A 13,473-nucleotide genomic window follows, 5' to 3' on the forward strand; every position below is an offset into this window, starting at 1 on the left:
AACCCTTAATCAGTAAGCAGGAAATGACTCGGGGTTGGGTTCATGGCCTGTACCAGATAGCTCCTGCATCAGATTGAATCCGACATAAGGGCCATAACTCGCAGGGATGTAGTCTGACTCCGGTGGAATCGCAATCCAAAAGTCGAGGGTCGCTGGTGAAAAAATAATGGATTGTCGGTTGTGGACAACAGGGTTCCAGCGCCAGGAGATTCTGGGCGTTCTGACAAGCTCGATTGCTTTCTGAATGTCCATATTTCCCCGATTTTTTTCCAGGAACCGGTTTCCAAAATTCAATCTTCTCGTGGAAGGAGATGTAATGTTTTTCGAGGGAATCATGCATGCATGATTGGCCATTGCCAGATAACCATTTGTCATATCAATGCTTGCGATCTCGTTGTTGGCAAATTCAAAGATTGATGCGGTTTTCTTACTTGATGCAAAAATCAGCTTTGCAGGATACGCGTTCAGCCTTCTTAAAATCATTCCAACATCATCGATTGATTTTGAATATTGCAGCAGTTTTCTTGATAGCTGATCAATGGGCGTTACATCCCATTGAGTCTGTTGAATTTGAATATTGTTTTCCGAGACGGTGATCCCCTTTTCATTCATTCCAGTTTCGCCGGAAACCCATCCAGGATTCAACAGCGCTGCAAAGCCGTATCCTTTTTGCGGTTTAATGATGTATAGGATCATCTTCTTCCACAAAGGGATTTTATTGCTGATATCAATTTGCCTGACGGTGATAATGTTTGATTCAGTCTGCCTGAACGAAAATGCAAAACACTTGCCGTGTTCAGAAATGGTTACAAGCGTATTTAAAAAGAGAATCTTGTCATATTCAATACTTGCGCCGTCAGCGATCCCCTTCATTTCAGCAATGTACTCTTCGGGAAGATATCTCTCTAAGCTTCTTGACAATGGAAGCCATTTTCCATCTGGCGTGTTTTTAAGCTTTTCATATGCATCCCAACAATATTGGTTGGCATCCATGATTTCATTTTTACATAATTTTCCGTGGGCAAAGCCAATTTCATAAGGTGTCCCTGTCAGATATACGACAGTCACCCCGTGCTTGATGTATTTTTTGCTTTGATGGAAATGAGCTGTTTCCTCAATGGGTCGGTTGAGCAACTCCTGGACATTACCGTTCCGCCCCCCGCACCCGGAGGCAACCAATGCAAACGCAGAGAACAAAATCGATAGGAATACGGTATCTGGCCTTGAATATTTCATCGGTACGCCTCAGGGTGTAATGGTCAATTATTAAAAAATCTTGTCAATGCAAGCGATCAGTAAGCGTTCGATTTTAGAATTGCCGCCCCTTTTTTATTCGATACCCGGCAAATCCGCTAACGAAGAATAATGCGCCTTTATTCTGTTGATCGCCTTGAAAAGGTGGTTGTGTGAAGCACGGACATTTGTTGCAAGTAGAACGGCATTCTTTCTTTTTGGATCTACAACGACTTGAGCAATGAAGCCTGAATTGCCGCCAGGGTGCCACAGCAGATTTTCTTTTTTGTCTATATCCAAAGTATACCAACCCAAAGCATAGTTCAGTGAAGGGATGCCATACCCTCTTTCTTCTGCACCCGCTCGCCAAATCGACGAATCAGGAGGCGAATGCAGGGTGCTTATGGTATCGGTTTCAAGAACCACTCCTTCATCTCCACCGATTCCTAAATGCAAGAGAATAAATTTTGCCCAATCTCTGATTGAAATGTGAATGGCAGCCGCAGGAGCCATGTAGTCAGGAAAATCTCCAGGGTGCACCGTGCGGAAAAAGCCGGAATGGCCCACAGGCTGGTATTCCGAATCAAATTTTACAGGCGGTCCGAACCCTGCTGTGTGCAGTCCCATGGGGCTGAATACTTCCTCTGTCATTAGCTGCTCAAAGGGTTTTCCCATAATTTTTTCAAGCATCGCTCCGGCTATCAGATAACCACTGTTGGAGTAGAAAACTGAGTGGCCTGGCTTGTCAGCCAAACGCTGTTTCACATTTTCTTTTACATACTTTGCTCTCATCGTCACCGGTGATCGCCGATCATTCCACCAGTTGTCGATGAATTGAGCGGTCAAGTTTTTACTGGTGAGATGGTCTATCCATTCGGGTAGTCCGGCTCTGTGGGAAAGCAACTGAATCAGGGTGATATCCTCGTATTCGCTTCTCATATCAAGATCGGGAAAAGCCTCTTTTAACTTCGTGTCCCATTGCAAATACCCTTTTTGAATTAAGACGGCGCTTAAAGTCGCAGTAAATGCCTTGGAACAGGAGGCAATCAAAAACTGATCGTCAACAGACACCCAATTATTTGTGTTAGCCCTTCTGGTTCCCACAGCGGCGGCCGCATCAATTTTGCCGTCAAGGACAATTGCAGCCACCAGGGCAGGCAACCTTTCCTGGATCCTTATTGATTCGAGCAACTCAGCCAAATCAGAATCGCCAGAGCGAGGTAAAATTGGAGCTGGTATGGTTGCGCATCCTAAAAAAAATATGCAAAAAAGGAATGACCCCAAATAGGCAAGAACAAACCTCTTTTTAATTTGGCACATATGTTTATTGTCCAACTGCAGTCAATCGTTAATGACCCGCCAGTAAACGCACGACAAACCACTCGGTAATTGTATCCAGCACCGAATCCGGTACCTTGGCCCCCTTCCGAAGAAGTTTCAGGTAGCCACTCATCCGGCCATCCTTGTCCGGCAGAAAAGGGTGGTTGACGTCCTTGAAAATCCGTACGGTGACATCCGGATTTCCGCTCGACCGCATGGCCTGTGCCAGGTAGTGAGCATGCTCCACGGGAACGTGTGCGTCTTTGTCGCCATGGAGGATCAATACCGGGCAATTCACCCTTTTGGCGGTCGGCAGGGGCATGTACTCCAGGAAAAAGGCAAACCATGGTTTGGCTTTGCCTTCCCGGACCGCCGCCCGGAGGCCTTCCATTTTAGCCGCCAGCACTTTTTCCTTTTCTTCTTCGGTTAGTTTTTCGTCGCGTTCGATATCATAACGGAACTGGTGTTCCTGAATCTTCCAGCCGTTGGTGGCGCAGCCGGCCATGATCACCAGGGCGCAGATGTTCGGGTCTGTGGCGGCAATCAATGGTCCGATATTCCCTCCCTCGCTCAATCCCAGGAGACCAATTCGGGATGGATCGATCTCCGAGCGGTTTCGCAGGAAGTCCACCATGGCTCGATTGTCGTCGGCCCTCTCGACGGTGGTGGCATCGCGCAGTGGTCCACCTTCGGAGCAGCCGTACCCCCTATCGTCCATTCGCAGCACGGCGATGCCGCTGCTCGACAACGCGTCGGCAATTTGGCGAAAAGGCCGGTACGCAGACGCAGGCCAGAGCCAATGGCCCATCATATCTCTGTTTTGGGGGCTTGATCCAGTAATCAGTACCACCGCAGGATGGGGTGGCGGACGGTCGGATGGCAACGTCAGGGTGCCGGCCAGCGTGTGGCCTGCCGGGGCTTTCAGGCTGACTTCTTCTGCCCTATAGTTTGCGTTGGCGGGGGGCGCATAATGGGCGGCAGGGTAGCAGGGGATTTTCGAACAGGCTTGGAAAATCAGAGCGCTCACGATGAAGGTGAATACCGTTGCTGAAATCCCTTTGCGCACCGGACCTCCTTGCTGCCGGATGGCCGTTTTTGACCTTGAAGTATTCACACTCGTCAAGAGTGTTCACCGAGCGTCTATTTTAACTAAACGCTTCTTCAAGATTATTTGCCGACGGTTGTATCTATCAAGAATGTTAAAAAAATTGCATTTAGCAATTGGGTGCATTTCTTTTATTCCACTGCATTTGATAGCTAAGACATGATTTTCATCGATAGGTCAGGGTGGCTGAATTCGTTCGTAAACCCTTTTGCCGAAAAGGAAGCGAGCTTCAAAGCGTTCTGGTTGTTTGGCCTGATCAGATAAAAACTTGAAGTATAAGTGTCCTGTTCGACCTGAATAGCCAATGAATCGATTCGGCCCGATGGGAGAGGCAGGAATGCGCCACCAAAAGGCAGGCCATACGTTAATTCCAGCTGCTCCGAGAGTGACCGTTGCCTCTTCACCAGTCTCGAGATGTCGATATCGACCGGCATATCTGGATAGTTGACCGCTCTGCATCGAAAAAGGCTTGGGTGTTGCGAGGCCGGTTACCGCAGGCAATACATAATCTTCCATCATGATGAAGTTGCGATTATGGCCACCTGAGTTGTCGATGGGTTGGGCAGTGAAGACTGCAACCAGACGTAGTTCAGGAACTACAAAAATGTGCTGTCCACCGCGGCCAGAGGCAAAAAAAAGGTCGACCAGTTGGTCATCGATTACCGCCTGTCCCAAGCGCCATTGATATCCATATCCCCACCCATATTCAGCGGTCACTCGTTTAGTCAGAGAGGCCTTCACCCATTCTTCGCTTACAACCCGATCATCTTGCCAAACACCCTTATCCAGCATCAACTGGCCGATCTTGGCCATATCGCGCGGGCGAAGGTACAATCCACCCTGGCAGTTTACGACGCCAAGGGGGCTGCGGTGCCAACCTTCGATATAGATCCCCATGGGATGAAACAAATACCGTTCCGCAAACTCTCCCAGGTCCATGCCGGAAGCCCGTGAGACAATTTCTCCCAGCAGCACCGTCATACCGCCAGCATAGTTAAAACGGGTTCCCGGCGGTTCGACCAATTGATGGTTGAGTATAAAAGGAAGCCAGTCGTCACCATCCGTCATGGCACGGATGCTGTTTTTTGGATCGCTGAGGGGACGACTACGCTCATCCCAATCCGTGCCGTGAGCCATAGTCAGCAAATTTCCTATAGTAATCGGATAGGGTTTGTCGATCCATTCGATACCACGATAGTCGTCGAAATAGGTGTGAACGGGATCATCCACTCCGATCAAACCTTGGTCAACGGCAATACCGACAAGTATCGAAGTCACACTCTTCGATACAGAGTGCATCTCGTAGAATTGGTAGCGATGATGGCTATTAAAATATTCCTCAAAAACCAACTTGCCGTCTTTAACGATCAGGACGCTGTAAACCCGCGGAAAGGTTTTATCACGGATCCGGCTGGCCAATGCGGCTAATGGTTGTTGACGAATGCCCGCCGCTTCCAGCGATTGGGTTTTCCATCCGTCCCGGTCAACTTGTGGCACTTCGTAACGATAGCTGGGATCAATGTCTTGTTTTTCAACAGGAATCGGCCGGGAGAATGCGCAGGCATTAAGAGCCAGGGTTAGGATCAACCCAATGAACCAACCGGGGGGCATCGTATTCATTCTGTTCCTGAGTTCTACCATTTTGGGATCTATAGATGGAGGCGATTCCACTTGCAAGCATATGATGGTTGAGAAGTAATCTTTCATTTTATCCATAGTCCTGAATGAATGCCAAGGTCCTTCGTTATCAACGCAAATGCCCGGTCACTGCCCGTAGAAGGCCGATGAATATGGTCTCTAAGCCCTGATCCCGATCATCATTGATCAACACGGCGATTGTTGTTTCGAGATCCGGCAAATACATTACCAGCGATTTGAAACCAAACGTATTTCCGCCGTGGCCCCACATGCGGACACCACCGATGCCGAAAGCCTTTTCTGTCAGTTCTGCGTCCAAATACATCAACCCAAGACCATAGCCTGATAAGGGTGGGTCATTCGGCGCCGGAGAATGAAATGATGTCATTTGCCCAAGGTATTCGGCAGGCAGCACCTGTTTTTCATAAAATAGAAAATGAATCCAACGTGCCAGATCAGCAGAGGTGGTATAAATCAGGTGAGGCGAGGTGGTAGTCCAGGGCTGAGGTTTGGGGGCCAAGTCCACATAGCCGGCTGAACTCCAGTTATTGGCGATAATTATCTTGGAAGGCGCGCTGCCTAATGGATCAATACACACTGTGTGCGTTAAATTTAAAGGAATGAAGTAGCGCGTTTTAAGCGCATTGGAAATATCCGTCTGTAGTATTTTTTCGGCAATCATCCGCAGTAAAATGTAGTTGGTCGTAGAATAGTGCCATCCGCCGCCGGGTGGAAAATAGGGTGCAGATACCAGTTCGTTTAGGATGGTTTTCTGTTCCCATATCTTTGTCGATTGATAAATCATCTGCCATGGAGAGTCGGGGTGCTTCACGAAATCGAACACCCCGCTTGTATGATTGAGCAACTGGCGAACGGTTATTCCACCATCAATGTTCGGATAATGATCCAGCCATTTGCTTATCGAATCATCCAGCTTAAGCCTGCCTTCGTGACAAAGCTGAAGGATAAGGGTTGCCAGGTAATTTTTACCGACACTGCCAATATCGAAAAGCATATCCGGCGTTATAAATGTTTCAGTGGTTGGATCAGACATACCATTGACCCCGGTCCAGATGGGTTGATCGGCTACGATTACTGATGCCGAGGCCCCAATAACGGTTTCTTTCTCTCGTGCTCCATCCAATGCGGATTGCAGTGTTTGTGGGAGTGGCAAGTCAGAAGATATAAAGTGTTTTTGGGCAGTCGTTTGGCCGGCACATCCATAAAGGCCAAGCGTAAAAACCGTCACAAAGTATAATAGCAGATAATATTTCATTTCAGATCTCAACTGGTGCCAATGATCAAGCTGTGTATGAACAGCAATATCCATGAAATATGGTGTCGATTGATGACACTATTTCTAATTTTCTAAAAAAGGCGGGATAAAAGTAAGCGACTATGATTATCAATAGAATGGATTTGAAGCGGTGGTCAAGGGGCAACCCAAATTGTATGTATTGTGACCTCGATTTACACCTGCCGCTCAAGCTTGGTTGCGCGTATCGTACGAAAACAGGGTTACTGGAAAAGGCAGATACCTAGTACGTTTCCGAGTGACAGATTGAGGGCAGGCGAGCAAGCCCGCAGGGTAACGCTCGCAGAGCCGGCGCTGCTCTGTAAATCGGGTCGCCATTGAAAATTCTGATCGCTACCTATTGCCATTTTTTAAACAAAGAAGTGAAGCTCCTTTGTGTAAAGAGCCATCCGGAGTGATCCGGTGGTAATGTAGTTTATCAGTCCGCCGTTAGGCAGCTGAGATACATACACGAAAGGAGCCTCACCATGAAAAAGTCAAGCATCTATCCGAATCGAAGTCAAGAACTGCTGACCCTATTCGAAAAGGCAGGCAATCCATCAGAACTGATGTGTGTACCCATCGATTACGCCAAAAAGGATCATCTGGTCATGTTCTGTAATGGAAACGGTGAGGTTCTACGCAAGCCATTTTCGGTCAAGAATTCCGTTGATGGCATGAAGTACCTCATCGACCAGGTAGGCCGTTCTTGCCGTCATCGGCATATTCAGTCTGACCATGTCTTTTTCGATGGCGAAGATGTCAACTCGTATGCTGAGAACTTCGCCAACACAATTCGGGCCAATGGGTGGTTGGTGGCCAACGTGAATGCCCATGATGCCAAGAAGCAACGTGAGAAATTACAGGCCAGCACGGACCGGCTGGATCTGATGGGCATTGCCGAAAGATCCTGCAGTTGCCATAAAATTCATAGCGTTAAACGAACCTGTGCCGAATAACAAAAACCGATTTGCATCGATTATCGACCCCGCTGCCCTTTTCTGGCGAAGCTGGCCAACCCATAAAGGTTCGCATCCGGCTTGCAGATGACGCTCACGGGGATATCGGCGACAAAGCGGGACATCGGCCCCTTGTTCAGAAAGGATTGCATGAAAAGATCCTTTTGAAGGAAAGGAAGAATTTGGGGAGCGATTCCACCGCCGATATACACACCGTTTTTGGCCGCCAGCATCAAGGCCAGGTTACCGGATTCGGCGCCGAGGATGGCAACGAACAGCTCCAGGGTTTGAATGGATATGGCTTCGGCTTTGTCTGCGGACAGGGCGTTTTGGGCAATCGTCCCGGCCTGGTCGGCAGACTTCTCGAGCGCTTCTTTTAACCACTGCGGCTCGATACAGATTTGCCTGTCCCTGAGAAAACGATAGATATTGCAGATTCCGGGCCCGGAGCATATGCTTTCGACGCTCACATGATCGTGATCCGCCATCAGGTATTCCAGCAGCTTTAGTTCCATCTTGCTGGAAGGCGCAAAACCCGAGTGGCCTCCTTCGGAAGGGAAAATGCGATGTCGGCTTCCGGCGGGCAGTACATATGCTTCTCCAAGGCCGGTTCCGGGAGCGATGACGGTTGCGGGTGCATCCGGGTAATGACGGCCCGGATTCAACATCACAAGGTCATCGGGTGCCAATGCACCGATGGTGTAGCCCAGGGCTTCCACATCGTTGATCAACTTTACGGAGGAAAAGCAAAGCCTCTCGGCAAGCCCTTTCTCTTCCAGTTCCCACGGTAAATTGGTCGCCCGGGCCGTTCCATTGAGGACCGGTCCGGGCACGCCTACAACGGCGCTTTTTGCCTTGATCTCAATCGAAGTCTCGTAATCCTGTATGATTTCATCGACATCCCGATACTTCTCGCTTCTGTATGATCTGAAATGCTCCAGGCGAATGTCGGATGCGTCTTCATCGACCATCGCCAACCGGGTGTGGGTGCCGCCAATGTCAATCGTGAGGATCATTTCGGGCTCCTTTGTGATCGGGTGATGCCTGGGTCTTGCATTAAAATCGGAACGAAGTGCAAATTGAAGATTATATCCATAAAGACTCTATCACCACCGCATGGAAAAACAAACGACTTTAAATGAGACTTCTACCTCAGAGCAAACGCATTTGAAGAGGCGATCTATTCATCACCCCTCCCCGGACAAGGAGGGTGCCTTATTGTGATGGCCAATCCAAATGCGGTTACCCTGGCTTGTACCTTGCCTCCTGTTGGCCCGAAACCGAAATTGTGCTATCGGTAGTGGCGAAGATCCCCGGCTTTGCAAAAAGGGGAGACATTTTTTAAGGGGAAAATTGCCACGATGACCCAGGATCGTATCCAGACAATCGGCCACTCCCGGATTCAACACGGACCGCTGTCCAACCGGGTTTACCTCATGCATCTGGGAGACGGAGATGCCGGGGCGGTGATCGACGCCATGCAATCGTTGGCGCGGGCCGAAGGCTACACCAAGCTGTTTGCGAAAATACCGGCCAAAAGCGCCGCTGCGTTTACGGACGCAGGATTCAAAACGGAAGCCCGCATACCGGACTTTTATGCTGACGGCGACACGGCCCTGTTCGTATCCCGTTTCAGGAGTGAGGCCAGGTGCCGGCCCGACGACGCCGAGAAAATCCGGAAAGTCCTGGAGGCGGCCTTGCGACGGGCAGACGCAGGTATCCGGCGGCCGCTGCCGGAAGACTGCGAGTTGACCCGGATGAACCCGGATCACGTTTCTCGGATGGCGGATCTATACGACCGGGTGTTCGAAAGCTATCCGTTCCCGATTTTCGATCCGGCCTACATCAGACGTACCATGGAAGAGAATTTTCGCTACTTCGGTATCTTTTGCAACGCCAGGCTGATCGCCCTGGCATCCGCCGAGCGAAACGAGTCCGGAACGGAGATGACCGACTTTGCCACGGACCCCGAATATCGGCGGGCCAGCCTGGCTGCCCACATCCTGGCTGCCATGGAGGCCGATGCCCGGCAAAACGGCGTAAAGACGGCCTTTACCATCGCCCGATCCATTTCCTATGGCATCAACATCATGTTTGCCCGAGGGGGCTACTCCTTTGCAGGAACCCTGGTCAACAATACCAATATATCCGGTCGGGTGCAGAGCATGAATATCTGGTACAAACCCCTCGCTTAGTGCTCCTGTTCGTAAATAAGGTGACGTACCGAGATTGTCGAGGCGCCCGGATCGCAAGGCTTGAGAAACGACCAATAGCCATAGCTATTGGTGTGCCGAGCAACGAAGCAGGCCGGGATGCATCGGCAATCGAATGCCACCGTATTTATGAATAGGAGCAATTAGTCCAACGACCACGGTTGAAAGGCTTCCACCGGCAATTTACGGCCTGCCGATACTCATCCCGACGAATCCTTTTGGCGCGATGCCATACCCGTCTTCAGCCGGGTCCTTCGAATTTTGGATTGCATTTTGACACCCACAACGCTACAGTCGAACACCCTTGTCCAATGGACATCGGGCTGATGCGTCCTTCGGCGATCCTTTTTCAATGCGAATTCGACAGTCCCGTAAAAAGTCAACAACCGTGTCATTCCCACGGCAGGAAGCCACAAGATTCGCAGGGGCGAAAGATTTTTCGCCCTTACACCGGAGCAACTGCACGAGGAAGGCAAAATTGGATTTATTGCGATTTTTTAAGAAACCGTCCCCCATAGAGAGCCTATGAAGCAAGACACACCCGCAAACCAACCAACGGCGTTGAAAGTAGAGGATTTGCGCAAACGCTTCGGCAACCTCGAAGTCCTCAAAGGGGTATCCCTAACGGCCCGGCAGGGGGATGTCATTTCCCTGATCGGTTCCTCCGGTTCCGGAAAAAGTACCCTGCTGCGCTGCATCAACCTTTTGGAAATCCCCAATGCCGGCCGCGTCTGGCTCAACGACGAACTGATCGAGATGACCGTCAACCGGAAAGGTGAAACCGTTCCCAAATCCGGCCGCCAGGTCGATCGCATCCGGACCAAGCTGGGCATGGTGTTTCAGCAGTTCAACCTGTGGACCCACATGACCATTATCGAAAACGTCATCGAAGCGCCGGTTCACGTTCTGGGCAAGTCCAGGAAAACGGCTAAAGAACAAGCCCTGGGGCTGCTGGAAAAGGTCGGTATCGCCGACAAGGCCAAGAGTTATCCGGCCCACCTTTCCGGCGGTCAGCAGCAGCGGGCCGCCATCGCCCGTGCCCTGGCCATGGAACCGGCGGTGATGCTCCTCGACGAGCCGACCTCCGCGCTGGATCCCGAGCTGGTGGGCGATGTGCTGGAGGTCATTCGCCAGTTGGCCGAAGAGGGGCGCACCATGCTGATCGCGACCCATGAAATGGACTTCTGCCGCGACGTTTCCACCCAGGTCATTTTTTTGGAAGAGGGCCGTGTGGAGGAACAGGGTCCCCCGGACAAGGTCTTCAACGCACCGGATTCGATTCGCTGCCGTCAGTTCCTGTCCCGTTTTCTCTAACGGGAGCGAACCGACGTCGGGCATAACATACCAAACAAGCAGGAGGAGGAGAAGAGATGAGAACATTACTGACCGCGTCACTGGCTGCGCTTGTAATCACCATGATGCTGGTTTCGCCGGTTCCCGCAAAGGACTGGAAAACCATACGGGTTGCCACCGAAGGCGCCTACCCCCCATTCAATTCGGTGGACAGCAATGGCAACCTGCAGGGGTTCGATGTGGACATCACCAATGCGCTGTGCAAGCAGATGGGTGTGGAATGCACGCTGGTGGTTCAGGATTGGGACGGACTGATCCCCGGATTGCTGGCCAAGAAGTACGACGCCATCGTGGCCTCCATGTCCATTACCGAGGAGCGCAAACAGAAAGTCGACTTCACCGATAAATACTATGTCTCGCCGGCCCGTTTCGTGGCCAAGAAGGGCGCCAGCATCGATGTCAGCAAAAAAGGGCTGAAGGGCAAGGTCGTTGGCGTCCAACGGGCGACCATTCACGAGAACTTCGTTCGCGACAATTTCGGGGACAGCGTCCAGATCAAGTCCTACGCGACCCAGGACGAGGCCAACATGGACCTGACCGCCGGCCGGGTGGATCTGGTTATCGCCGATGCCACCGTTCTCCAGGGCGGTTTTCTGGATACCGACGCGGGCAAGGGCTATGCTTTCGTGGGGCCGTCCTTTACCGCCGAGAAATGGTTCGGCGAGGGGATCGGCATTGCGGTGCGTAAAGGCAACGACGATTTGAAAGCGATGTTCAACAAAGCCATCAAGGAGATCCGTGCAAACGGCGTCTACCAGAAAATCAACGCCAAGTACTTCGATTTCGATCTTTACGGAGAGTAGTTTCGCGTCTCCCAGAAATGGCCAATTTGCCCGATTTCTGGAAGGACACTTGGTTAACGGACCGACGCATCCGGGCCCGGAAAAAAGTTTTTAGCAAAAGCGCATCGAATACGGAAAACTTTTTTCCGGCGGCCGATTTACGGGAGCGCCATGCCTGAGTTTTTAAACCTGCAGGGGTACGGATCGCTGCTTGCCGACGGTGCCAAGCTGACGATACTGGTGGGCCTTGGTTCCATGGTGATCGCCATGCTGCTCGGGCTGTTCGGCGCTTGGGGAAAGCTGGCCCGTTCGCGCCTGGCCAATTTTATTGCCGGGGCCTACACCACAATTGTCCGCGGCGTTCCCGAACTCGTTCTGATCCTGCTCGTTTATTACGGCGCGCCGACCTTGTTGCAGGACATCGCCGCCACCATGGGCGTTGACCTTTTCATTGATCTCAATCCTCTGGCCGCCGGAACGTGTACTATCGGCTTTATTTACGGCGCGTTTTCGACCGAGGTTTTTCGCGGCGCCTTTATGGCGGTGGACAAGGGCCAGGTGGAAGCCGCCCGTTCCGTGGGCATGGGGCGTGTGCTGTGCTTCCGCCGCATTCTGCTGCCCCAGATGTGGCGGTTTGCCCTGCCAGGGTTGGGGAACGTCTGGATGGTGCTCATCAAGGCCACCGCTTTGATATCGGTTATCCAGCTTCCCGAACTGATGCGCAACGCAGACATTGCCGCCCGGTCCACCCGTCTGCCTTTTACCTGTTATTTTCTGGCCTCTCTCATTTACCTGGCCATCACCATCGCTTCCTTGCTCGGTCAGCAGCAGATGGAACGATGGGCCAATAAAGGCGTCAGAAAGGCATAAACGCATGCCCCTGGTCCCCGACATTGTCATCGAAAGCCTGCCGCGACTGATGGGCGGCACGTGGGTGACCATCCAGATCACGGCCCTGTCGGTGCTCATCGGCCTTTGCCTGGCCGTACCGGTGGCCCTGATGCGGGTGGCCAAAAGCCGGATGCTGTCGGTTCCCAGCTACGTTTTCTGTTTTTATTTCAGGGGAACGCCGCTGCTGGTGCAGATTTTTCTCATCTACTACGGCAGCGGGCAGTTCGTCGATTTGCTGCAGAGCGTAGGGCTGTGGCAGTTTTTCCGGCAGGCCTATTTCTGCGCCGTGCTGACGCTGACGCTTAACACGGCCGCATACACGGCCGAGATCCTGCGCGGCGCCATCGAGGCCGTGCCCTGGGGCGAAGTGGAGGCGGCCAGGGCCTGCGGCATGAACACCCGGGTGATGTACCGCCGGATCATTTTGCCCAAGGCCTTCCGGCTGGCGTGGCCGGCATATACCAACGAAGTGGTTTTCCTGTTGCAGGCCACCTCCCTGGTGTCGATCATTACCGTTATGGACCTGACCGGCGTTACCCGGGTCATCTCCGCTCGCAGCTTCGCCTTCTACGAAATGTTCATCGCCGCCGCACTGATTTACCTGGTGCTGGTTTACGGTGTGCTGTTCGTCTTCCGTCGAATCGAGCGCCGCATTACAAGCCACATGCAGGCCGTCAGCTGACGC

12 protein-coding genes are annotated in these 13,473 nt (G+C 51.7%); 6 read left to right on the forward strand and 6 right to left on the reverse strand.

The genetic code is table 11. The annotated features are described in order from the left end of the window. Positions 1–9 precede the first annotated feature (9 nt). From GN111_RS31980 to GN111_RS32000, 5 genes are all read right to left on the reverse strand, one after another. On the reverse strand, positions 10–1,236 hold the full coding sequence (locus GN111_RS31980; RefSeq protein ID WP_155307626.1) for a C45 family autoproteolytic acyltransferase/hydrolase: 1,227 nt from the start codon (positions 1,234–1,236) through the stop codon (positions 10–12). Between the two features lie 93 nt (positions 1,237–1,329). Further along, on the reverse strand, positions 1,330–2,553 hold the full coding sequence (locus tag GN111_RS31985; protein WP_155307627.1) for a serine hydrolase domain-containing protein: 1,224 nt from the start codon (positions 2,551–2,553) through the stop codon (positions 1,330–1,332). A gap of 28 nt (positions 2,554–2,581) precedes the next feature. Next, a complete protein-coding gene (locus tag GN111_RS31990) occupies positions 2,582–3,619 on the reverse strand; it encodes an alpha/beta hydrolase family protein (RefSeq protein WP_155307628.1) in 1,038 nt (345 codons plus the stop codon). 216 nt (positions 3,620–3,835) lie between these two features. After that, entirely contained in the window at positions 3,836–5,278 is a 1,443-nt protein-coding gene (locus GN111_RS31995; RefSeq protein WP_170302557.1) for a serine hydrolase domain-containing protein, read from the reverse strand. A gap of 127 nt (positions 5,279–5,405) precedes the next feature. After that, positions 5,406–6,572: a serine hydrolase domain-containing protein gene (locus tag GN111_RS32000; protein WP_170302558.1), complete on the reverse strand. Its 1,167-nt coding sequence runs from the start codon at positions 6,570–6,572 to the stop codon at positions 5,406–5,408. A gap of 506 nt (positions 6,573–7,078) precedes the next feature. On the opposite strand from GN111_RS32000, the gene GN111_RS32005 reads away from it, so the two are divergent. Next, on the forward strand, positions 7,079–7,549 hold the full coding sequence (locus GN111_RS32005) for an IS110 family transposase (RefSeq protein ID WP_155307631.1): 471 nt from the start codon (positions 7,079–7,081) through the stop codon (positions 7,547–7,549). Between the two features lie 20 nt (positions 7,550–7,569). On the opposite strand, the gene glk is transcribed toward GN111_RS32005, so the two are convergent. Beyond that, positions 7,570–8,565 carry a glucokinase gene (gene glk, locus GN111_RS32010; protein ID WP_155307632.1) on the reverse strand — a complete coding sequence of 332 codons (996 nt, stop codon included), beginning with the start codon at positions 8,563–8,565 and terminating at the stop codon, positions 7,570–7,572. A 345-nt stretch (positions 8,566–8,910) separates the two neighbouring features. Between glk and ablB the strand changes: the two genes are divergently transcribed. From ablB to GN111_RS32035, 5 genes are all read left to right on the forward strand, one after another. Beyond that, complete coding sequence (gene ablB / locus GN111_RS32015; protein ID WP_155307633.1) at positions 8,911–9,744, forward strand: putative beta-lysine N-acetyltransferase; 834 nt, start codon at positions 8,911–8,913, stop codon at positions 9,742–9,744. 543 nt (positions 9,745–10,287) lie between these two features. Next, positions 10,288–11,076: an ABC transporter ATP-binding protein gene (locus GN111_RS32020; protein WP_155307634.1), complete on the forward strand. Its 789-nt coding sequence runs from the start codon at positions 10,288–10,290 to the stop codon at positions 11,074–11,076. Between the two features lie 56 nt (positions 11,077–11,132). Beyond that, a complete protein-coding gene (locus tag GN111_RS32025) occupies positions 11,133–11,918 on the forward strand; it encodes an ABC transporter substrate-binding protein (RefSeq protein WP_155307635.1) in 786 nt (261 codons plus the stop codon). Between the two features lie 150 nt (positions 11,919–12,068). After that, positions 12,069–12,767: an ABC transporter permease gene (locus GN111_RS32030; protein WP_155307636.1), complete on the forward strand. Its 699-nt coding sequence runs from the start codon at positions 12,069–12,071 to the stop codon at positions 12,765–12,767. 4 nt (positions 12,768–12,771) lie between these two features. Beyond that, the gene (locus tag GN111_RS32035; protein ID WP_155307637.1) at positions 12,772–13,470 is read left to right on the forward strand and encodes an ABC transporter permease; all 699 of its coding nucleotides are present in this window, start codon (positions 12,772–12,774) and stop codon (positions 13,468–13,470) included. Positions 13,471–13,473: the final 3 nt, after the last annotated feature.

It is taken from the genome of Desulfosarcina widdelii (assembly GCF_009688965.1).
Taxonomy (GTDB): domain Bacteria; phylum Desulfobacterota; class Desulfobacteria; order Desulfobacterales; family Desulfosarcinaceae; genus Desulfosarcina; species Desulfosarcina widdelii.

Bases quoted from the DNA above. Each gene is read 5' to 3' on its own strand.
- GN111_RS31980 (WP_155307626.1), bottom strand. From the start codon at position 1,236: ATGAAATATTCAAGGCCAGATACCGTATTCCTATCGATTTTGTTCTCT.
- glk (WP_155307632.1), bottom strand. From the start codon at position 8,565: ATGATCCTCACGATTGACATTGGCGGCACCCACACCCGGTTGGCGATG.
- GN111_RS32005 (WP_155307631.1), top strand. From the start codon at position 7,079: ATGAAAAAGTCAAGCATCTATCCGAATCGAAGTCAAGAACTGCTGACC.
- GN111_RS32000 (WP_170302558.1), bottom strand. From the start codon at position 6,572: ATGAAATATTATCTGCTATTATACTTTGTGACGGTTTTTACGCTTGGC.
- GN111_RS32030 (WP_155307636.1), top strand. From the start codon at position 12,069: ATGCCTGAGTTTTTAAACCTGCAGGGGTACGGATCGCTGCTTGCCGAC.
- GN111_RS32025 (WP_155307635.1), top strand. From the start codon at position 11,133: ATGAGAACATTACTGACCGCGTCACTGGCTGCGCTTGTAATCACCATG.
- ablB (WP_155307633.1), top strand. From the start codon at position 8,911: ATGACCCAGGATCGTATCCAGACAATCGGCCACTCCCGGATTCAACAC.
- GN111_RS32035 (WP_155307637.1), top strand. From the start codon at position 12,772: ATGCCCCTGGTCCCCGACATTGTCATCGAAAGCCTGCCGCGACTGATG.
- GN111_RS31985 (WP_155307627.1), bottom strand. From the start codon at position 2,553: ATGTGCCAAATTAAAAAGAGGTTTGTTCTTGCCTATTTGGGGTCATTC.
- GN111_RS32020 (WP_155307634.1), top strand. From the start codon at position 10,288: ATGAAGCAAGACACACCCGCAAACCAACCAACGGCGTTGAAAGTAGAG.
- GN111_RS31995 (WP_170302557.1), bottom strand. From the start codon at position 5,278: ATGAATACGATGCCCCCCGGTTGGTTCATTGGGTTGATCCTAACCCTG.